At 68.2% G+C, this 21063-nt stretch carries 20 protein-coding genes; 9 read left to right on the forward strand and 11 right to left on the reverse strand.

Features of this window, described 5'->3' with window-relative positions; translation table 11 throughout:
• The first annotated feature begins 25 nt into the window (after positions 1-25).
• Entirely contained in the window at positions 26-2107 is a 2082-nt protein-coding gene (ligA, locus tag ACLBYA_RS08515; protein WP_447708943.1) for an NAD-dependent DNA ligase LigA, read from the forward strand.
• On the opposite strand, the gene ACLBYA_RS08520 is transcribed toward ligA, so the two are convergent.
• The 6 genes from ACLBYA_RS08520 to ACLBYA_RS08545 all read right to left on the reverse strand — a co-directional run bounded on the left by ACLBYA_RS08520 (position 2104) and on the right by ACLBYA_RS08545 (position 6439).
• Entirely contained in the window at positions 2104-3627 is a 1524-nt protein-coding gene (locus tag ACLBYA_RS08520; RefSeq protein ID WP_447708944.1) for a polyamine aminopropyltransferase, read from the reverse strand. The genes ligA and ACLBYA_RS08520 overlap by 4 nt on opposite strands.
• Positions 3628-3640: 13 nt before the next feature.
• On the reverse strand, positions 3641-4135 hold the full coding sequence (locus ACLBYA_RS08525; protein ID WP_447708945.1) for a DUF350 domain-containing protein: 495 nt from the start codon (positions 4133-4135) through the stop codon (positions 3641-3643).
• A gap of 13 nt (positions 4136-4148) precedes the next feature.
• Positions 4149-4580 carry a DUF4247 domain-containing protein gene (locus tag ACLBYA_RS08530; protein ID WP_447709077.1) on the reverse strand — a complete coding sequence of 144 codons (432 nt, stop codon included), beginning with the start codon at positions 4578-4580 and terminating at the stop codon, positions 4149-4151.
• Positions 4577-5068 carry a DUF2617 family protein gene (locus ACLBYA_RS08535; protein WP_447708946.1) on the reverse strand — a complete coding sequence of 164 codons (492 nt, stop codon included), beginning with the start codon at positions 5066-5068 and terminating at the stop codon, positions 4577-4579. The genes ACLBYA_RS08530 and ACLBYA_RS08535 overlap by 4 nt, the downstream gene beginning before the upstream one ends.
• 7 nt (positions 5069-5075) lie before the next feature.
• Positions 5076-5690 carry a DUF4178 domain-containing protein gene (locus tag ACLBYA_RS08540; protein WP_447708947.1) on the reverse strand — a complete coding sequence of 205 codons (615 nt, stop codon included), beginning with the start codon at positions 5688-5690 and terminating at the stop codon, positions 5076-5078.
• 89 nt (positions 5691-5779) lie between these two features.
• Positions 5780-6439: an amino acid-binding protein gene (locus ACLBYA_RS08545; protein ID WP_447708948.1), complete on the reverse strand. Its 660-nt coding sequence runs from the start codon at positions 6437-6439 to the stop codon at positions 5780-5782.
• A gap of 70 nt (positions 6440-6509) precedes the next feature.
• Between ACLBYA_RS08545 and gatC the strand changes: the two genes are divergently transcribed.
• On the forward strand, positions 6510-6809 hold the full coding sequence (gatC, locus tag ACLBYA_RS08550) for an Asp-tRNA(Asn)/Glu-tRNA(Gln) amidotransferase subunit GatC (RefSeq protein ID WP_447708949.1): 300 nt from the start codon (positions 6510-6512) through the stop codon (positions 6807-6809).
• 67 nt (positions 6810-6876) lie between these two features.
• Positions 6877-8361, forward strand: coding sequence for an Asp-tRNA(Asn)/Glu-tRNA(Gln) amidotransferase subunit GatA (gene gatA / locus ACLBYA_RS08555; protein WP_447708950.1), 1485 nt, complete (start codon positions 6877-6879; stop codon positions 8359-8361).
• Between the two features lies 1 nt (position 8362).
• Here gatA and poxB read toward each other — a convergent pair whose 3' ends face one another.
• Positions 8363-10090, reverse strand: coding sequence for a ubiquinone-dependent pyruvate dehydrogenase (gene poxB / locus ACLBYA_RS08560; protein ID WP_447708951.1), 1728 nt, complete (start codon positions 10088-10090; stop codon positions 8363-8365).
• A gap of 70 nt (positions 10091-10160) precedes the next feature.
• Here poxB and ACLBYA_RS08565 point away from each other — a divergent pair, with 70 nt between their 5' ends.
• Together ACLBYA_RS08565 and gatB are read left to right on the forward strand one after the other, a co-directional pair.
• Entirely contained in the window at positions 10161-11192 is a 1032-nt protein-coding gene (locus ACLBYA_RS08565; RefSeq protein WP_447708952.1) for an ATP-dependent 6-phosphofructokinase, read from the forward strand.
• Between the two features lie 44 nt (positions 11193-11236).
• Complete coding sequence (gene gatB / locus ACLBYA_RS08570) at positions 11237-12739, forward strand: Asp-tRNA(Asn)/Glu-tRNA(Gln) amidotransferase subunit GatB (protein ID WP_447708953.1); 1503 nt, start codon at positions 11237-11239, stop codon at positions 12737-12739.
• A 53-nt stretch (positions 12740-12792) separates the two neighbouring features.
• Here gatB and ACLBYA_RS08575 read toward each other — a convergent pair whose 3' ends face one another.
• Entirely contained in the window at positions 12793-13911 is a 1119-nt protein-coding gene (locus tag ACLBYA_RS08575) for a PQQ-dependent sugar dehydrogenase (RefSeq protein WP_447708954.1), read from the reverse strand.
• Positions 13912-14062: 151 nt separating this feature from the next.
• On the opposite strand from ACLBYA_RS08575, the gene ACLBYA_RS08580 reads away from it, so the two are divergent.
• On the forward strand, positions 14063-14884 hold the full coding sequence (locus ACLBYA_RS08580; RefSeq protein WP_447708955.1) for a DoxX family protein: 822 nt from the start codon (positions 14063-14065) through the stop codon (positions 14882-14884).
• A gap of 64 nt (positions 14885-14948) precedes the next feature.
• Here the strand turns inward: ACLBYA_RS08580 and ACLBYA_RS08585 are convergent, their stop codons facing one another.
• Positions 14949-15338, reverse strand: a complete 390-nt coding sequence (locus tag ACLBYA_RS08585; protein WP_447708956.1) for a PH domain-containing protein — start codon at positions 15336-15338, stop codon at positions 14949-14951.
• 263 nt (positions 15339-15601) lie between these two features.
• Between ACLBYA_RS08585 and ACLBYA_RS08590 the strand changes: the two genes are divergently transcribed.
• From ACLBYA_RS08590 to ilvC, 3 genes are read left to right on the forward strand one after another with little or no spacing between them, the layout of a single operon-like run.
• Positions 15602-17488 carry an acetolactate synthase large subunit gene (locus tag ACLBYA_RS08590; RefSeq protein ID WP_447708957.1) on the forward strand — a complete coding sequence of 629 codons (1887 nt, stop codon included), beginning with the start codon at positions 15602-15604 and terminating at the stop codon, positions 17486-17488.
• Positions 17488-17994: an acetolactate synthase small subunit gene (gene ilvN, locus ACLBYA_RS08595; RefSeq protein WP_447708958.1), complete on the forward strand. Its 507-nt coding sequence runs from the start codon at positions 17488-17490 to the stop codon at positions 17992-17994. The genes ACLBYA_RS08590 and ilvN overlap by 1 nt, the downstream gene beginning before the upstream one ends.
• A gap of 47 nt (positions 17995-18041) precedes the next feature.
• Positions 18042-19043 carry a ketol-acid reductoisomerase gene (gene ilvC, locus ACLBYA_RS08600; RefSeq protein WP_447709078.1) on the forward strand — a complete coding sequence of 334 codons (1002 nt, stop codon included), beginning with the start codon at positions 18042-18044 and terminating at the stop codon, positions 19041-19043.
• Positions 19044-19105: 62 nt separating this feature from the next.
• Here the strand turns inward: ilvC and ACLBYA_RS08605 are convergent, their stop codons facing one another.
• Both ACLBYA_RS08605 and ACLBYA_RS08610 read right to left on the reverse strand, forming a co-directional pair.
• Entirely contained in the window at positions 19106-19531 is a 426-nt protein-coding gene (locus tag ACLBYA_RS08605; RefSeq protein WP_447708959.1) for a hypothetical protein, read from the reverse strand.
• Between the two features lie 69 nt (positions 19532-19600).
• The gene (locus tag ACLBYA_RS08610) at positions 19601-21031 is read right to left on the reverse strand and encodes a phytoene desaturase family protein (protein WP_447708960.1); all 1431 of its coding nucleotides are present in this window, start codon (positions 21029-21031) and stop codon (positions 19601-19603) included.
• Between the last annotated feature and the right edge of the window lie 32 nt (positions 21032-21063).

A 21063-nucleotide genomic window follows, 5' to 3' on the forward strand; every position in this document is an offset into this window, starting at 1 on the left:
GGGGGCCTGCACTAGCCTGACCAGAGTGAGCTCACCGGACGCGCAGGAACGTGGTCGCTGGCAGGAACTTGCCGAGGAGGTGCGCGGTCACCAGTTCCGGTACTACGTCAAGGACGCGCCGGTCATCTCCGATGCCGAGTTCGACATCTTGCTGCGCCAACTCGAGGCGCTCGAAGAGCAGTATCCGGAACTGCGCACCCCGGACTCGCCGACCCAGTTGGTCGGCGGAGCGGGATTCGCCACCGATTTCGCCGCGGCCGATCATCTGGAGCGTATGTTGTCGCTGGACAACGCGTTCGACACCGACGAGCTGTCGGCCTGGGCAGCGCGGCTGGGCGCAGAGGTCGGCACCGAGATCGACTATCTGTGTGAGTTGAAGATCGACGGTGTCGCGTTGGCGCTGGTGTATCGCGACGGTGTGCTGGTGCGCGCGGCCACCCGCGGTGACGGCCGCAGCGGCGAGGATGTCACGCTCAACGCCCGCACCATCGACGACATCCCTGAACGGCTCACCGGCACAGACGAATTCCCGGTGCCTGCGGTGCTGGAGGTGCGCGGCGAGGTGTTCTTCCGGGTGGCCGATTTCGAGGACCTCAACGCCGGACTGGTCGCGGAGAGCAAACCACCGTTCGCCAACCCGCGCAACAGCGCCGCCGGGTCGCTGCGCCAGAAGAACCCAGCCGTCACCGCCCGGCGACGGCTGCGGATGATCTGCCACGGCCTGGGCAAGATCGAGGGCATCACGTTCGGCTCGCTGCACGACGCCTATCGGGCGCTGGGCGCCTGGGGGCTGCCGGTGTCCACGCACACCACCAAGGTGGTGGGCATCAAGGCCGTCGCCGAACGCATCGCCTATTGGGGTGAGCACCGCCACGATGTCGAGCACGAGATCGACGGTCTGGTGGTCAAGGTCGACGATGTCACCCTGCAGCGCCGCCTCGGCGCCACCTCCCGTGCCCCGCGTTGGGCCATCGCCTACAAGTACCCGCCCGAGGAAGTCACCACCAAACTCCTCGACATCCGGGTGAGCGTCGGGCGCACCGGCCGGGTCACCCCGTTCGCGTACATGGAGCCGGTCAAGGTGGCCGGCTCGACCGTCGGACTGGCGACCCTGCACAACGCCACCGAGGTCAAGCGCAAAGGTGTGCGGATCGGCGACACCGTGGTGATCCGCAAGGCCGGTGACGTCATCCCCGAGGTACTGGCCCCGGTCGTCGACCTGCGCGACGGCACCGAGCGGGAGTTCGTGATGCCGACCCAATGCCCGGAATGCGGCACCACGCTGGCTCCGGCCAAGGAGGGCGACGCCGATATCCGTTGCCCCAACACCCGCAGCTGCCCGGCGCAGTTGCGCGAGCGGGTATTCCACGTCGCCGGCCGCGGTGCCTTCGACATCGAGGGGCTGGGGTATGAGGCCGGCACCGCACTGCTGGCCGCCGGGGTGATCACCGACGAGGGTGACCTGTTCACCCTGACCGCCGAGCAACTGCTGCGGACCGACCTGTTCACGACCAAGGCCGGCGAACTGTCGGCCAACGGCAAGCGGCTGCTGGCCAACCTGGGCAAGGCGAAATCCCAGCCGTTGTGGCGGGTGTTGGTCGCGCTGTCCATCCGGCATGTCGGGCCCACCGCCGCGCGCGCACTGGCCGGTGAGTTCGCCAGCCTCGATGCCATCAGAGCGGCCTCGGAGGCCGAACTCGCGGCCGTCGAAGGGGTCGGGCCGACCATCGCCGCCGCGGTGATCGAATGGTTCGACGTCGACTGGCACCGCGACATCGTCGACAAGTGGCGCGCCGCCGGGGTCCGGATGGTCGACGAACGTGACGCCGGGATCGAACGCACCTTGGAGGGGCTCTCGATCGTGGTGACGGGGTCGCTGACCGGCTTCTCCCGCGACGAGGCCAAGGAGGCGATCCTGGCCCGCGGCGGCAAGGCCGTCGGGTCGGTGTCGAAGAAGACGTCCTATGTGGTGGCCGGGGATGCGCCGGGATCCAAGTACGACAAGGCGATCGAGCTCGGGGTGCCGGTGCTCGACGAGGACGGGTTCGCCAAGCTGCTCGCGGAGGGACCGGAGCCCGTGGCCGAAACCGACGCCGACGTCGACTAGCGATACCCCAGCCGCATGTCCTCGACGATCCGCGGATTCTCCAGCGTCGAGGGCTCCAACACCTGCGGTGCATTGTCCGGCGGGAACACCGTCGCCGCGTCGAGCACCTGCTGGGTCAGGAAGCGCAGTGGGGGAGCGGTTTCGGGCACCGTCGGGGTGGGGGCCGGAGGGCCCCGGCGGGCCAGGGCGAAACCCCAGTCGCCGAATGTCGGCACGTGCACGTGATACGGCGTCACCGCGAAACCCGCGGCCCCGAGGGTGGACACGGTGCGCCAGAACGCCTTCGGCGTCGAGAACGGGCTGCCGGACTGTACGACCACCAGCGCGTCGGGGGCCAGCACCCGGGTCGCCAGGGCGTAGAACTCCTGTGAGTACAGCCGGCCCAGCACCGGATTGTCCGGATCAGGCAGGTCGATGATCACCGCATCAAAACCGCCACGCGGCGCATCACGCAACCACGTCATGGCATCGTCGACGACGACCTGCACCCGCGGATCGTCCAGTGCGCCGCCGTTGGTGTCTCGCAGCGGCCCGCGGGCCAACTCGATCACCGCGGGATCGAGTTCCACCTGCACGATCGTCTCGACGTCGGGCATCCGCAGCAGTTCCCGGGCAGCCAGCCCGTCGCCGCCGCCCAGGATCAGCACCGACGCAGCCCCGTCGCCGAGCGCGGGATACACCAGACTCTCGGTGTAGCGGTACTCGTCTCGGGTCGAGAACTGCAGTCCGCCATCGAGATACAACCGGGTATCGGTGCCGCGCCGGGTCACCACGATCTCCTGATACGCCGACTGCTGGTAGGCGACGATCGGGTCGGCGTAGAGGCGCTGCCGGGTCGTGGTCTGGATCCCGTCGGAGGTGATGATCAGGGTGGTCAGGGTCAGCGCCGCGACCGTCAGCACCGATAGTGCGGCCGCGAGTTGGCGCCGGCTGATGATGGCGCGCAACAGGAACACCGAGACCACCGCGGCGGCGGCCAGATTGATCATGCCGGTGACCGCGGCGCCGCGGATCATGCCGAGCTGAGGCAGCACCAGAAACGGCCAGGCCAATCCGCCGATCAGCGCACCCAGATAGTCGGCGGCGTTCAGGTTCGCCAGCACCCGGCCGGCATCGGCGGCGCCCGCGGTGCGGCCGCGCTGCAGCAGTGTCATCAGCAGCGGCACCTCGGCACCCACCAGCGTGCCGATCAGCGCGGTCCCGAGCACCAGGATCCACAGCCCGTCGCCGATGAACGAGAACGCCACATACATTGCGGCAGCCGATAATCCACCGATCAGGCCGAGCAGTGTCTCCACGGCGATGAAGGTGATCGCCGCATGACCGAGAAACGGTTTGACGGCCAGCGCACCCGCACCGAGCGCGGCGACGAAACCGGCGACGATCAGCGAGGTCGCGACGATCCCGCCGCCGTGCAGGCTGGTCGACAGTGTCAGCAGGGCGAGTTCGTAGATGAGCCCGCACGCGGCGCACGCCGCCACCGCGGCGAGCAGCAGCGCCCGCCACCGGGTGGTGGTCATGACTGCGCCTCCGTCATGACAGCGCGGCGGCGTTCACCCCTCCCACCGCCAGCAGGATCACCGCGGTCGCGATGGCACCCGGGTGCAGCTTCTCATCGGCGATCAGATCGCGGAACCGCCCGGGTACCAACGCCTCCAACACCAGCAGTGTCACCCCCTGCAGCAGCACGCCGACCAGTCCGTACACCAGGGCATCGACCAGTCCCTGGCCGAGTTCGGCCGAGCTCGCGATGATCGCGGTGGCCGTCACCAACGACAGCGCCCCGTACATGCCGGAGGCCACCGCGACCGCGTTGGGGTGATGGTTGACGAACAGCAGCTCGCGCAGGCTGCCGGGGGTCAGCAGATCGGTCATCAGGAACCCGGCGCCGAACACCACGATCCCGACGACGAAGTACAGCGCCGCAGCGACCACGTTCTGGGTCAGTAGACCCCCGTCGACGGAGCCGAACTCAAGCGCAAGATTTGACGGCACCGCCGTCGTCGCCAGATATGAGGTAGTACCCATCGGTTCTCCGCTCCTACTTCGATCCGCCGGGTCCGCCGGGGCTGCCGCCCGAACCACCCGCTGGTGAGCCCGGGGTGAACCCCGGACCCAGGAAAATGAATCCGCCACCGCTGTAACGGGCATTGGTGTCCTCGACCCGAATGCTGCACGGGTACTGGCCATCCGGGCCCACGGTGACGATGTCGTCGTTGTAGCGCAGGTACTCGGTGCCGCGGTCGCTGGCCCGCGCCTCGGGTGCGTCGTACCGTGCGATCTCGTCGGCGACCTGTTGGGGTGAGCCGCTGCATTCGTAGCGTCCGTTACCGCCGTCGGCCGAGTACTGCCGGTACGTGTCGCCGACGTGACCGCGAACGTCCTTGCCCAGCATCAGCATTCCGGCGAGCAGCAGGATCGCGCCCAGAGCACCCATGCCGCCGGCGAGCCAGAACAGGAAGGTGCGGGTCATGGCTGCCACCGGCTCACGGTGTGCACGACGGTGCCGCCGCAGCTGTCCGGATACAGATGCCAGGTCTGCCACCGCCACCCGGGGCCGTCGGGCTCGGCACACAGCGCCGTCAACGCGGCCTCATCACCGGGGAAACTGCCGCCGAGCCATCCGCTGTCACGTTCGCAGTGGGCGCGCAGATCCGCAGCGATGCGCCGGAAGGACTGATCGTCGTGGGTGGCGATGTCCGAGCGCAGTTGATAGCCGGGTCCCTGTGCGTGGGGTGGCAATTCGGCGCTGTCGACCAGCACGGTGCACGACACCTGTTCGGTGAAGCGGCCCACGCTGACCACGTGTGAGGCACCGAGCACGCCGAGCACCAGTTCGGTGCCGTCCGGGTGGACCAGCGTCGCACTGGCCAACGGAACCGGGGCCGGGGCATTCAGGGTCAGCCGTAGGCCCGCACCGCTGACGTCGGCGGGCAGCACACTGAGTCGGTGCAACGGCACGGTCGCCTTATGCGCCCGCGGGCGGGGCCGGGTAGACGGTCAGCTCTCCGGCGCGAACGGGCCTGCCGTAGGACACTTCCCAGGCCATCCCCGGGGCCCACCGCTCGTAGCCGAGTTTGGCGCCGGCGGGGCCGCTGTAATCGACATAGTCCATCTCGCCGCCGGCGGGCAGCCCGGTGGTGCCCTCGGTGGTGTAGGACGCGCGGCCGTTCTCGTCGACGCTGAAGGTGGCTCCGTCGACGGTGATGCTGCTGCCCGGATCTGACGGCAGGTCGGTGCGCTTGTACCACCACACCAACTCCAGGCGGCCCTCGTCCTCCTCGACGCTGAACCACACCGGCGGCTCGTCGGGGTTGCCCTCCAGCAGGTGCTCCCACCAGACGAACGGACCCTCACGCAGGGTCACCGAGCCGCGCACCACATAGTCGATGCCGCCGTGACTGACGATGGCGCCGGGCCCGAGCTGGCGCGGACCGAAGGTCTCGGTCTGTGTGGCGAACCGCATCGGATCCTGGCGGGCGCCCGGTGTACTGGGCTGCTTCGGGCGGCTACGTGCGACGAGGAAAACGACCACTGCGGCCAGAATCAACACGATGGCGAGGACGATCAGCAGTTCTCCCACGCAACACCTTTCACGGTCCGGTCACAGGCCACGTTCCACGGTAACAGCCGAGCCCACAGCGGACTCTCAGCTTCATCAGCGAACGGAGGTCAGCCCACGATGGTGGCGACGATGCCGGCCAGGTAGCCGAGCCGGGCGACCTCTGACGGGCGGAACGCCGGACCCCCCGCGCGGCCGAGCACCACCGCGGTGTTCGGATCACCCAGCGGGGCCGCCGCCAGCGCCATGTCCATATCCCGCCACACCTGGGGCACCCAATCTCCGGTGGCGTCCAGGGCCTCGGCCCGCTGCAACGGCAGCCAGGGGGCGGTCTGGGCCTGGGTCTCCGGGGACCCGGAGCTGCCGACGACGCGCTCGACACCGTCGCCGACGGCCCGCACGACGGTGCACCAGCCCACCCGCAGCACCTTGGGTGCCTCGTCGGCGAGCACCTGCAGCTTGTCGTGGCGGCCGTGGGCGGCGGCGATGTGGTCGATGAGCTCCAGCTCGCGATGGGCCTCCAGGAGGCCGGTGTGCGGCCGCACGCTGTCGACGTACACACCCTTGATGTGCTCGGCGGCGGTGATCAACGAGTCGGGCATGGCCCCGGGTGGCAGTTCGACGACCAGGTCGTCGATGGCGTAACCGGCTCCCCGCTCGACGACGTCGAGGGAGAGGATGTCGGCGCCCACCGAACCGAGCGCGACGGCCAGCGAGCCGAGGCTGCCCGGTCGGTCCTCCAGCTGGACCCGCAGCAGATAAGACGGCACGGCGATCACCCTGTCACAGCCCACGGGTCGCGGCGATTCGACCCGTGGGTCACGACTAGGCTTGTGCGCCGTGTCCCAGATTTCCCGAGACGAGGTCGCCCACCTGGCGCGACTGGCCCGGCTCGCCCTGACCGACGGTGAGCTGGACAGTTTCGCCGGCCAACTCGATGCGATCCTGGCCCATGTCGGCCGGATCCAGTCCGTCGACGTCACCGGCGTCGAACCGACGGACAATCCGCTCAAGAGCGTCAACGTGACCCGCCCGGACACCGTGGTGGCCGGATTGAACCAGGACCAGGCGCTGGACGCCGCGCCGCGGGCCGAGGACGGTCGGTTCGCCGTGCCGCGGATCCTGGGGGAGGCCGAATGATGAGCCCGAGACGAGCGCGAGTGAGGAGCGCAGCGAAGCGAGGACCGGAGCGAGTGGGAGTCGAGGCATGAGTTCCGAGTTGATCAGGGAAGACGCCGCGACGCTGGCCGTCAAGATCGCGTCCAAGGAGCTGTCCTCCACCGAGGTCACCCAGGCCCACCTGGACCAGATCGCCGCCACCGACGAGCGCTACCACGCCTTCCTGCATGTCGGCGCCGAGCAGGCGCTGGCCGCGGCGGCCGAGGTCGACAAGCGGGTCGCCGCCGGTGAGACGCTGCCCTCACCGCTGGCCGGTGTACCGCTGGCGCTCAAGGACGTGTTCACCACCACGGATATGCCGACCACCTGCGGGTCGAAGATCCTGGAAGGCTGGAACTCGCCGTACGACGCCACCGTCACCACCCGGTTGCGTGCCGCGGGCATCCCGATCCTGGGCAAGACGAACATGGACGAGTTCGCGATGGGCAGCTCGACCGAGAACTCCGCCTACGGCCCGACCCGCAACCCGTGGGACACCGACCGGGTACCCGGCGGCTCCGGCGGCGGTAGCGCGGCCGCGCTGGCCGCGTTCCAGGCCCCGCTGGCCATCGGCACCGATACCGGTGGCTCGATTCGCCAGCCCGCCGCGCTGACCTCGACGGTCGGCGTCAAACCCACTTACGGCACGGTCAGCCGGTTCGGGCTGATCGCCTGCGCCTCATCGCTGGACCAGGGCGGTCCTTGTGCGCGCACCGTTCTGGACACCGCGCTGCTGCACCAGGTGATCGCCGGGCACGACCCGCGCGATTCCACCTCGGTGGACGTGCCGGTGCCCGATGTGGTGGCCGCCGCCCGTGCCGGTGCGACCGGCGACCTCACGGGTGTGCGCGTCGGTGTGGTCAAGCAGCTGCGCGGCGAGGGTTATCAGCCCGGGGTGCTGGACGCCTTCAACGCCGCGGTTGCCCAGCTGGAGGGCCTCGGCGCCGAGGTGACCGAGGTGGACTGCCCGAACTTCGACCACGCGATGGCCGCCTACTACCTGATCCTGCCCTCGGAGGTGTCCTCGAACCTGGCGCGTTTCGACGCCATGCGGTTCGGGCTGCGCGTCGGCGATGACGGCACGCACAGCGCCGAAGAGGTGATGGCGCTGACCCGCGCCGCCGGATTCGGCCCAGAGGTCAAGCGCCGCATCATGATCGGCACCTATGCGCTGTCGGCAGGATACTACGACGCCTACTACAACCAGGCGCAGAAGGTCCGCACCCTGATCGCCCGCGATCTGGAGCAGGCTTACGAAAAGGTCGACGTGCTGGTGTCGCCGGCGACCCCGACGACCGCGTTCGGAATCGGCGAGAAGGTCGACGATCCGCTGGCCATGTACCTGTTCGACCTGTGCACGCTGCCGCTGAACCTGGCCGGGCACTGTGGCATGTCGGTGCCGGCCGGGCTGGCCGCCGAGGACAATCTGCCGGTCGGGCTGCAGATCATGGCCCCGGCGCACGCCGATGACCGGCTGTACCGGGTCGGCGCGGCCTACGAGCAGGCCCGCGGAGCGCTGCCGACGGCGCTGTAGGTCAGTCCAGGATCCGGCGTGCGACGTTGGTGCTGACCAGGTCGAGCAGCTCGTCGGAGCGCCCGGCCATGATGGTCCGGATCGCGTACAGCGAGAAGCCCTTTGCCTGTTCGACGGTGATCGCCGGCGGGATGGACAGCTCCTGACGGGCGGTCACCACGTCGACCAGTGCGGGCCCGTCGTGGGCGAAGGCCTCGGTCAGTGCGGCGTCCAGGTCACCGGGTTGCTCGACGCGTCGGCCGAACATGCCGAGCGATTGTGCGACGGCCGCGAAGTTCGGGTTCTGCAGGTCGGTGCCGAAGGTGACGATGCCGGCCGCCTTCATCTCCAGTTCCACGAAGTTCAGTGACGAGTTGTTGAACACGATGGTCTTCACCGGCAGCCGGTTCTGGGTCAGCGTGATCAGCTCACCGAACAGCATGGTCAGCCCGCCGTCGCCGGCGAAGGCCACCACCTGCCTGCCGCGGTCGACGGTCTGCGCGCCGATCGCCAGCGGTAATGCGCAGGCCATGGTGCCGTGGTTGAACGACCCCAGCAGCCGTCGGCGCCCGTTCATCCTCAGATAGCGGGCCGCCCACACCACCGGAGAGCCGACATCGACGGTGAACACTGCGTCATCGGCGGCCAGTCGGTCGGCGACGGCGGCCAGGTGTTCCGGTCGGATCGGGGTGCGGTCACGGTCGTTGCCGGCCAGTTCGTCGAGCCGTCGGCGGGTCTTGCGGTAGTGCGCCAGCGAGCGGTCCAGGTGGCTGCGGTCGGGTTTGTCGGTCAGCAGCGGCAGCAGCGCGGGCAGGGTGTCGGCCACCGAGCCCACCAGGCCGATGTCGATCGCGGTGCGCCGACCCAGGTTGCGGCCGCGGATGTCGAGTTGGATGACGGTGGCGTTCTCGGGATAGAACTGCCGATACGGGAAGTCGGTGCCGAGCATGAGCAGCACCTCGGCCTCCTTGATGGCCTTGTACCCGGAAGCGAAGCCGAGCAGGCCGGTCATGCCGACGTCGTACGGGTTGTCGTATTCGACGAACTCCTTGCCGCGCAGGGCATGCACGACGGGTGCCTTCAACGTCGCCGCGAGCGTCACCAACTCGTCGTGGGCGCCCTCGACACCGGCGCCGGCCAGGATGGTGACCTTGTCTGAGTTGTTGAGAACCGTTGCGGTGCGACGTAACTCGTCATCGGTCGGTCGGATCATCGAGCGGGTGAGCCGCACCGGGTTGATCCGGGCGTCGGTCTTGTGCAGCAAGATCTCACCCGGGATGACGACGACGGCCACCCCGTTCTCAGCGATGGCGGCGCGCATGGCCATCTCCAGCACCCGCGGCGCCGATTCTGCGGTGGTCACCAGCTCGCAGTACACGCTGCACTCGCGGAACAGTTCCTGGGGTCGGGTCTCCTGGAAGTACTGCGAGCCGATCTCCGCCTGCGGGATGTGCGCGGCGATGGCCAGCACCGGCACCCGACTGCGCTGCGCGTCGAACAGCCCGTTGATCAGATGCAGATTGCCGGGTCCGCAGCTGCCGGCGCAGACCGCCAGCCGACCGGTCAATGCCGCATCGGCCGCGGCGGCGAAACCGGCGGCCTCTTCGTGCCGGACGTGTTCCCAGCTGAAGTCGTCGGCCCGCCGGATGGCGTCGGTCAGGCCGTTGAGACTGTCGCCGGGGAGCCCGTAGATCCGCGTGACATCGCTGGCCTGCAGGGTCGCGATGACGTGATCGGCAACTGTCGTCATGACTCAACCCTAGGACCACTTTCGTGTGCTCAACGCGCCCGCGCTGGACGGAACTGGCAGGATCGAGGCCATGCGTATCGGAGTGCTGACCGGTGGCGGTGACTGTCCAGGCCTGAATGCGGTGATCAGGGCGGTGGTGCGGACCAGCGACGCCCGCTACGGATCCTCGGTGGTCGGATTCCTGGACGGCTGGCGGGGCCTGCTGGAGGACCGCCGGATCCAACTCGCCAACGACGATCGCAACGACCGGCTGCTGGCCAAGGGCGGCACCATGCTGGGCACCGCCCGGACCAATCCGGACAAGCTGCGCGCCGGTCTGCCCCAGATCAAGCAGACCCTCGAGGACAACGGCATCGATGTCCTCATCCCGATCGGTGGTGAGGGCACCCTGACGGCGGCCAACTGGCTGTCCGAGGAGGGCGTGCCGGTGGTCGGTGTGCCCAAGACCATCGACAACGATATCGACTGCACCGACGTCACTTTCGGACATGACACGGCGCTGACCATCGCCACCGAGGCCATCGACCGGTTGCACAGCACCGCCGAGTCACACCAGCGTGTGATGCTCGTCGAGGTGATGGGCCGGCACGCCGGCTGGATCGCGCTGAACGCCGGCCTGGCCTCCGGCGCGCACATGACGCTGATCCCGGAGCAGCCCTTCGACGTCGAGGAGGTCTGCCGGTTGGTGAAACGGCGCTTCCAGCGCGGAGATTCGCATTTCATCTGTGTGGTCGCCGAGGGTGCCAAACCGGCCGAGGGGTCGATGCAGCTGCGTGACGGCGGTATCGACGAATTCGGTCATCAGCGATTCACCGGTGTCGCTGCACAATTGGCCGTCGAGATCGAGAAGCGGATGAACAAGGAGGTCCGCACCACGGTGCTGGGCCATGTGCAGCGCGGTGGCACGCCCACCCCGTACGACCGGGTGCTGGCCACCCGCTTCGGGGTCAACGCCGCCGACGCCGCGCACGCCGGCGAATACGGGATGATGGTGTCGTTGCGGGGGCAGGACATCGGCCGGGTCGCGCTCTCGGATGCGACCAAGCAACTCAAGCTGGTTCCGCAGAGCCGCTACGACGACGCCGCTGCGTTCTTCGGCTAGCCCGAGCCCACGGCGGGTATCGGCCGGGCACTAAAATCACCACCATGACCGCCTCGACTGCCGAACTCGCCGACTACGACGACGTCATCGCCGAGTACGACCCCGTGATGGGCATGGAGGTGCACGTCGAACTGTCGACCGCCACCAAGATGTTCTGCCCGTGCGCGAACAAGTTCGGTGCCGAGCCCAACACCCAGGTCTGCCCGGTCTGCCTCGGGCTGCCAGGGTCGCTGCCGGTGCTCAACCAGGCCGCGGTCGAGTCGGCGATCCGGATCGGGCTGGCGCTCAACTGCGATATCGCGCCGTGGGGCCGCTTCGCGCGGAAGAACTACTTCTACCCGGACCAGCCGAAGAACTACCAGATCAGCCAGTACGACGAGCCGATCGCCGTCAACGGCTACCTGGACGTCCCGCTGGAGGACGGCAGCACCTGGCGCATCGAGATCGAGCGGGCGCACATGGAGGAGGACACCGGCAAGCTGACCCACCTGGGCAGCGACACCGGTCGCATCGCCGGCGCCACCACCTCACTGGCCGACTTCAACCGCGCCGGGGTACCGCTCATCGAGATCGTCACCAAGCCCATCGAGGGCACCGCGGAACGGGCACCCGAGATCGCCCGCGCCTACGTCACCGCCCTGCGTGATCTGCTGCGCGGACTCGACGTCTCCGATGTCCGGATGGACCAGGGCTCGATGCGGTGCGACTCCAACGTGTCGCTGAAGCCCAAGGGCACGACCGAGTTCGGCACCCGCACCGAGACCAAGAACGTCAACTCGCTCAAGAGCGTCGAGGTCGCCGTCCGCTACGAGATGCGCCGCCAGGCCGCCGTGCTCGGCGCCGGCGGCACCGTTACCCAGGAGACCCGGCACTTCCACGAGGACGGTCACACCACCGCCGGCCGCAGCAAGGAGACCGCGCAGGACTACCGGTACTTCCCGGAGCCCGACCTGGAACCGGTCGCCCCGCCCGCCGAACTCGTCGAGCAGTTGCGCGCGACCATCCCGGAACTGCCCTGGCTGGTACGCAACCGAGTCCAGCAGGAGTGGGGCATCTCCGACGAGGTGATGCGCGACCTGGTCAACAACGGTGCCATCGACCTGGTCGCGGCCACCGTGGCCAAGGGTGCCTCCAGCGAGGCTGCCCGCGCCTGGTGGGGAAACTTCCTGGTGCAGAAGGCCAACGAAGTGTCCGTGTCCGTGTCCGATTTGCCCATCACCCCCGCCCAGGTGGCCGCCGTCGTCAAACTCGTCGACGACGGCAAGCTTTCGAACAAGCTGGCCCGCCAGGTGGTCGAAGGTGTGCTGGCCGGTGAGGGTGAGCCCGAGCAGGTGATGAACGACCGTGGACTGGTCGTGGTGCGCGACGATTCACTGATCCAGGCCGCCGTCGACCAGGCGTTGGCCGCCAATCCCGATGTCGCCGACAAGATCCGGGGTGGCAAGGTGCAGGCCGCCGGCGCGATCGTGGGTGCGGTCATGAAGGCCACCAAGGGTCAGGCCGACGCCGCCCGGGTCCGGGAACTGGTGCTCGCCGCCTGTTCTTGACTCGACTTCGGCGCGGAAACGTTCAGTCACCGAACGTTTCCGCGCCGAACTCGCTAGGTCTTGTCGGCGTTCTGCCGCGGGAACCCGCCGCCGGACGGGAACAGCGGGAAGACGACATCATCGGTGTTCTCGGCGTCCCCGGAGGTCTTGTTGACCGTGGCACCCCAGATGTTGCCGTCGGGGGAGACCGCCAGCGCCCAGGCGTGACCGTGCTGGTCCTGGCGGACCACCTCGGGCTCGCCGGTGACCGCACCGGTCTCCGGGGCCAGCCGCAGCGCCACCGTCTGCTTGGTGTTGACCAGGTTCACCAGCACCGTGCCGTCCAGCGCGGCGCAGCCCGCCACACCCGGTCGGTCCGGCCACGTCCACACCGTGGACACCTGCGAATCCTTGGTGATCTTCTGCATCCGGTCGGCCGACGGGGTGCGATCGGTGACGTAGAGCGCTCCGTCGGACGGGTCGACGCACATCCCGCCACCGGCACCCATCCCGGACAGCGCCGTGGTGGTGGGGGCCTGATTGACCGTTGTCGGCTGCTCGATGCGCAGCACCTTGCCGGCCAGCGAGGCGGGATCGTTCGCCTGCGCCGGATTGCCGGCATCGCCGGTGAACACCAGCAGCGTGGTGGGGCTGGTGAAGATCAGCGAGCCGGCATTGCCGACCGCGCCCTTCGGGATGCCGGTCAGGATCGGCTTGGGGATATCGCCGTCGGCGATGCGGATGACGCGGTTGTCGGTGGGGGTGCTGATATAGGCATACATCAGCCGGTCCTGCTGGTAGGTCGGCGACTTCACGATGTCGAGCAGACCGCCGTCGCCGGCCGGGTCGACCGGGATGGTCAGTTTGACCACCGGCTCGGCCCTGGTGGCCACTTCCTTGATGACACCGGTCTGCCGCTCGGCCACCAGCGCCGACTGGCTGTCGCCACCCATGATCAGCCCGCTGGTGCTCTCCAGGCAGCCCTGCATCACGCCCTGGGCCTTGCACGCCTTCGGGAACGGGGTGGCCGGCAGTGGTGGTGGCGGCTCGGGTTTGGTCGGGGGCGGCGGCGCCATCTGAGGTTCGGTGGTGAACGGCTGGGACTGTGCGTCGTCGAACCGCGCACATCCGGAGCCCGCCAGCATCACCGCGCACAGCACCACGGCAATCCGCGCCGGTCCGCCCAATGTCATGCTGGCCAGGTTACGGATTGTCCGGCGGTGCGCGCCACGAAGGGCGGCTGAGCGGGCACGTGTGTCACAACTTGGCAACAGTGCGGACAAGGTGCACAATGCGCCGCGCCAATCCCTGGTTATGGGGTGAGGAGCCCCTACCCTGGTTTTCGTGACCGCTGAACCTCAGAACCTGACCGACTGGCAACGGCCCGCGTCGGCGCAGTTGGTCGACCCGGAAGACGATCTTCCCTCGTCGACCTACGGGGGCGATTTCGAGACCACTGCCATTCCGCGTTACGACACCGGTGGCGAGTCCAAATCGGACCAGCCGAACTTCCCGCTGCTCAACGACCCCGAGCCGCTGCCCTATGTGTCGCCGGCGGCGTCCAACCCGTACGCCACGACACCGGCCGCGCCGGCCGAGATCGGTCCCTACGACGCCGAGCGGCAGATCCGTGCCGCCGGCCGGCGGGGCACCCTCGACCTGGGCCTGCTGTTGCTGCGCCTGGGTCTGGGTGTGTTGATGGTCGTACACGGCCTGCAGAAGGCCTTCGGCTGGTGGGGCGGAGCGGGCCTGTCCGGTTTCGAAGGCTCGTTGGCCGAAGCGGGCTACCAGCACGCCGGTCTGCTGACCTACGTCGGCGCCGGTGCCCAGATCGGTGCCGGTGTCCTGCTGGTCCTGGGTCTGTTCACCCCGATCGCCGCCGCTGCTGCGCTCGCCTACCTGATCAACGGCCTGCTCGCCGCGGTCGCCGCCGGCCAGAACGTCGGCTTCACCGATTTTGTCGTCCCGTCCGGACACGAGCATCAGGTCACCCTGGTGCTGCTGGCCGCCGCGCTGACGCTGACCGGACCGGGGCGTTATGGCTTCGACGCGGGCCGCGGTTGGGCCCGCCGCCCGTTCGTCGGGTCGGCCCTGGCACTGCTGCTCGGCATCGGCGTGGGCGTCGGCATGTGGGTGCTGCTCAACGGCGCCAATCCGATCGCCTGACGCCGATCAAGCGGCGAGGCACGAGCCGCGTTGAGTAGTCGGGCCATCAGGCACGGCCTGAGTGCTACTCGTAAGGGTTGGGCACCCGGCCGCCGCTGGCCGCCGTCAACAGCGGCAGCGTCGCGAACGTGACGGCGGGAAGCATGATTTCGCTGCCGTCGGTGCGCCGGGCCCGCGCCCATGCCGACCGCCCGAACCGCAGGCCCGCAATATCGGTCCACGGCAAGGTTTCTCCACCGAGCAGCGTCCGCGTCGACACCTGATCGCGGTCGGCGACCGTGCGGTAGCGCACGATGATCGTCGAGGCGATCACCGGAAAGGCCAGCAGAACCCAGCTCCAGCTGGGCAGCGCGTAGATCAGCGCGAAGATCCCGAGAGTGATGAAGCCGACCGCGATATGGGCCATCGGGGAGATGCGGATGACAAGCGGGGAAGGCTGACTCACGCAGGCCATCCTCTCATCGACTGAGTACGACCTCCGCGCCCACAGGGGCAATTTGACCTTTGCGCCGTGCGGGGACTACCGTCTTCTGCTATGTACACCCCGGGCGAGCTCGTAGTAATTGGTTGGCGCGTTGATGCCGCGCTAGCTCTCTGCCGGGCCTAGCCAAACAGCATCGACGCGCCAACCCTCGTACAGCGGACTCCGCTGACGGGGGTTTTTTGCTGTCACAGGACACCACAACACAATTCACCTACCGGACCAAAGAGGACACAGTGAGCGCACCCACCACGCGACCGCCGGAGCCGACCCAGCGCACCAATGGCGCAGCGGCTCCCGCCAAGGCGGCACCGAAGGCCAATGTCGTTGCCCCGCAGCAGATGACCGGTGCGCAGTCGGTCGTGCGGTCGCTCGAGGAGATCGGCGTCGAGGTCATCTTCGGCATCCCCGGTGGCGCCGTGCTGCCGGTCTACGACCCGCTGTACGACTCGCAGAAGTTGCGCCACGTGCTGGTGCGCCACGAGCAGGGGGCAGGCCACGCCGCCAGCGGCTACGCGCATGCCACCGGCAAGGTCGGTGTGATGATGGCCACCTCCGGTCCCGGTGCCACCAACCTGGTCACCCCGTTGGCCGACGCCCAGATGGACTCCATCCCGGTCGTGGCGATCACCGGCCAGGTCGGCCGCGCGCTGATCGGCACCGACGCCTTCCAGGAAGCCGATATCACCGGCATGACCATGCCGATCACCAAGCACAACTTCCTGGTGCGCGACGGTGACGACATCCCGCGAGTGATCGCCGAGGCGTTCCACATCGCCCAGAGCGGCCGGCCGGGCGCGGTCCTGGTCGACGTCCCGAAGGACATCCTGCAGGGTCAGTGCACGTTCGCCTGGCCGCCGGTGCTGGACCTGCCGGGCTACAAGCCGAACACCAAGCCGCACAGCCGGCAGGTGCGCGAGGCCGCCAAGCTGATCGCCGAGGCCCGCAAGCCGGTGCTGTATGTCGGCGGCGGCGTGATCCGTGGTGAGGCGACAGTCGAGCTGATGGATCTGGCCGAGCTGACCGGCATCCCGGTGGTCACCACCTTGATGGCGCGCGGTGCGTTCCCCGACAGCCACCCGCAGCACATGGGCATGCCGGGTATGCACGGTTCGGTGTCCGCGGTGGCCGCTCTGCAGAAGAGCGATCTGCTGATCGCGCTGGGCACCCGCTTCGACGACCGGGTCACCGGCAAGCTGGACTCGTTCGCCCCGGACGCCAAGGTCATCCACGCCGATATCGACCCCGCCGAGATCGGTAAGAACCGGCATGCCGACGTGCCGATCGTCGGTGACGTCCGCAACGTGCTGACCGATCTGCTGGAGGTGCTGCGGCGCGGCACCGGCGGGCAGGAGCGCAGCGACGGGGGATTCGGCCCGGTCTCGGCGGCGTCGCTGCAGCTGGGCAACTGGTGGGAGTACCTGTCCAGCATCAAGGCGACCTACCCGCTGAGCTATGGCCCGCAGAGCGACGGCAGCCTGAGCCCGGAGTTCGTCATCGAGAAGCTGGGCCAGCTCGCCGGACCGGAGGCGGTCTACGTCGCCGGTGTCGGCCAGCATCAGATGTGGGCCGCGCAGTTCGTCAAGTACGAGAACCCGAAGACCTGGCTGAACTCGGGCGGTCTGGGCACCATGGGCTACTCGGTCCCGGCAGCCATGGGTGCCAAGTTCGGTCGGCCCGAGGCCGAGGTGTGGGCCATCGACGGTGACGGCTGCTTCCAGATGACCAATCAGGAGCTGGCCACCTGCGCCATCGAGGGTGCGCCAATCAAGGTCGCGCTGATCAACAACGGCAACCTGGGCATGGTGCGGCAGTGGCAGACGCTGTTCTACGAAGAGCGGTACAGCCAAACGGATCTGGCCACCCACAGCCGCCGGATCCCCGATTTCGTGAAGCTGGCAGAGGCGCTGGGCTGCGTCGGATTGCGTTGTGAGCGTGCCGAAGACGTCGAATCGGTGATCCAGCAGGCGCGTGAGATCAACGACCGACCGGTGGTCATCGACTTCATCGTCGGCAAGGACGCCCAGGTGTGGCCGATGGTCGCCGCCGGCACCGGCAACGACGAGATCCAGGCCGCCCGCGGTATCCGGCCGCTGTTCGACTCCGAAGAAGGGCACGCCTGATGACTCTGTCCACCCACACCCTGTCGGTGCTCGTCGAGGACAAGCCCGGCGTGCTGGCGCGTGTCGCCTCGCTGTTCTCGCGGCGCGGTTTCAACATCCAGAGCCTGGCCGTCGGCGCGACCGAGCAGAAGCATCTGTCGCGTATGACGATCGTCGTGGAGGTCGAGGATTTCCCGCTGGAGCAGGTCACCAAGCAGCTCAACAAGCTGATCAACGTCATCAAGATCGTCGAGCAGGATGAGGCGCAGTCGGTTTCGCGGGAACTGGCACTGATCAAAGTGCGCACCGATGCGGCCACCCGCAGCCAGGTTATCGAAGCGGTTAATCTATTCCGGGCAAAGGTGGTGGATGTGTCCACCGAGTCACTGACCATCGAGGCCACCGGGACCCCGGAGAAGCTCGAGGCATTCCTGCGAGTGCTCGAGCCGTACGGGATCCGGGAGATCGTGCAGTCCGGCATCGTGTCGCTGGCGCGCGGGCCGCGCGGTATCGGCACGGCCAAATAGCTTTCAAAACGAGAAACAACGAGAAGGAAAAGCAAGTGGCAATCGAACTGTTCTACGACGACGACGCAGATCTGTCGATCATCCAGGGCCGCAAGGTCGCGGTGATCGGCTACGGCAGCCAGGGCCACGCCCATTCGCTGTCGCTGCGTGACTCGGGCGTGCAGGTCAAGGTCGGCCTGAAGGAAGGCTCGAAGTCCCGCGTCAAGGTCGAGGAGCAGGGCCTGGAGGTCGACACCCCGGCCGCGGTCGCCAAATGGGCCGACGTGATCATGGTGCTCGCGCCCGACACCGCGCAGGCCGAGATCTTCCGCAACGACATCGAACCGAACCTGGAAGACGGTAATGCGCTGTTCTTCGGCCACGGCCTGAACATCCACTTCGGCCTGATCAAGCCGCCGGCCAACGTCACCGTCGGCATGGTCGCCCCCAAGGGCCCCGGCCACCTGGTGCGCCGCCAGTTCGTCGACGGCAAAGGTGTGCCCGCGCTCATCGCCATCGATCAGGACCCCAAGGGTGAGGGCCAGGCCCTGGCGCTGTCCTACGCCGCCGCCATCGGTGGTGCCCGCGCCGGCGTCATCAAGACCACCTTCAAGGAAGAGACCGAGACCGACCTGTTCGGTGAGCAGGCCGTGCTGTGCGGTGGCACCGAGGAGCTCATCAAGACCGGTTTCGAGGTCATGGTCGAGGCCGGTTACGCCCCCGAGATGGCCTACTTCGAGGTGCTGCACGAGCTCAAGCTCATCGTCGACCTGATCTACGAGGGTGGCATCGCCCGGATGAACTACTCGGTGTCCGACACCGCGGAGTTCGGTGGCTACATTTCCGGTCCGCGCGTCATCGACGCCGACACCAAGGAGCGCATGCGCGGCATCCTCAAGGACATCCAGGACGGCACCTTCGTCAAGCGCCTGGTCGCCAACGTCGAGAACGGCAACAAGGAGCTCGAGGGCCTGCGCAAGGAGAACGCCGAGCACCCGATCGAGGTCACCGGGAAGAAGCTGCGCGACCTGATGAGCTGGGTCGATCGGCCGATCACCGAAACCGCTTAGCGCTTGCTTCGATTTGTGGCGTCTTACCCGTAACCATCACGGGTGAGACGCCACAGGTCGTTCTAGGGGTGCGCTTCGTGGCCTGCGCGGCCCTCGGTGCGGCGTTCTTCCTTCATCTCCGCCTCGTACACGTGCCGCTTGCCGCCCGTCAGTTCGTCACGCACCCGTTGCTCGTGGGCACGGAACAGGGACCAGTAATCGTCGTCGAACTCCTCGACGACCTGGAAGGTCCACCGGCCATTGATGACATTGCGGCCGACCATGTCCTCGCTCAGCCGGTCGGCGATATCGGGATGCCCGGCCGCCCGCAGTGCATCCGCCGCCTCGCCGAGCAGCAGGTCGGCATGACCCATCAGTTGGTGGAACGAGTACAGATGGCCGCGGGCGCGTTCCACGTACTCCAATGCTTCGGACACCTTGCCGACGGCACCGACCGTCTCATCGGAGACCCCGTCGGGCCGGGCATGCGCATCATCGAGCCGGGACACCTGTAGGGAGTACCCGCGGTGCGGCGCAACTACTCAGGACGACAGGCGCCCGGCGACCCGGGCTGACGGTCATGGCTTCAGCGTAGGCAGGTCCCTGATCCCGAATTCGCGTCGCAGGACCGTGCGCGCGGCATAGAACCCGGCCATGCCGTGCACACCGCCGCCGGGCGGGGTGGCCGAGGAACACAGGTAGGCCTTGGGGATCGGGGTCGACCACGGGTTCCACCGTGGGGTGGGTCCCGCGATGGCGCTGCGCATGTTGTTGCCGCCGACGCCGATATCACCGCCGACCAGATTGGCGTTGTGCCCGGACAGTCCGGCCGCGGGCACGCTGCGCACGGCGACGACGACATCGCGGAAACCGGGGGCGAATCGCTCGAAGATGTTGATGACGGAGTCGGCCATGTCCACAGTCGACCCGGCCGGTACGTGCGCGTAGGTCCACAGCGGTCGCCGGCCCTGCGCGTCGATGCGGCCCGGGTCGGCCAGATGCGGCAGCGCCGCGAGCACCATCGGCCATTCGGCGTGGCGGCCCTTGGCGATCTCGGATTCGGCCAGCGCCATCTGCGCCCGGGCGCCGCCCATGTGCAGGGTCGGTGCGTGGATCAAACGTTCATCGCGCCAGGGGATGTCGCCGGACAACACAAAATCGACCTTGGCCACGCCGGGTCCGTAGCGGTAGCGCTGCAACGCCTTCGTGTATCCGGCAGGCAGCATCGACCCGTAGATCGACAGCAGTGCCGTCGGTGCGGTGTCATAGAGCACCACCCCGCCGGGCGGTGCGCTGACCCGCTCGCCGAGAACGAGTTCGCCGCCGTGGGCGCGCAGATCGGCCAGCAGCGCATCGGGGATCGCCTGCGACCCCCCGACCGGGATCGGCCAGCCCACCGCGTGGCCCAACGTGGCGAGCATCAGCCCGGCGCCGGAGGCGACCAGCGACGGCATCGTCGAAATAGTATGTGCGGCAACGCCGGTGAATAATGCACGGGCGTCCTCGCCCTTCAGGGTGCCCCACAGCGGGCTGCCCTGGCCCAGCAGTCGCGGTGCCACCTTCAGCGCCGCGGGTATCGACGGCGGCAGGGATCGCTTGTCGCCAAGCAGGAGTCCGACGACACCGTCACAATCGGCGGCCAGCGGCCCGAGCAGGCGGCGCCAGGAATCACCATCGGACAGCTCGGCGCAGGTGCGGTCGATATCGCGGTAACCGACGGCAGCGGGGGCATTCGGCAACGGGTTGGCATAGGCGATATCGGGCACCGCCAGCTGCACACCGCGGGCCTGCAGGTCGTAGGCGGCGAAGAACGGGGAGGCCAGCGCCAGCGGGTGCACCGCCGAGCAGATGTCGTGGCCGATGTCCGGATACTCCGGATCGGGCAGTGTCCGGGCACCGCCGCCCACGGTGGTCTGCTCCTCGATGACCCGCACCGACAGACCGGCCCGGGCGAGGATGACGGCTGCGGTCAGGCCGTTGGGCCCGCTTCCGACGACGGTGACGTCCACGCCGTCCAGTAGACAACATCGGTGGAAGTGTC

The organism is Mycobacterium sp. C31M, assembly GCF_053345865.1.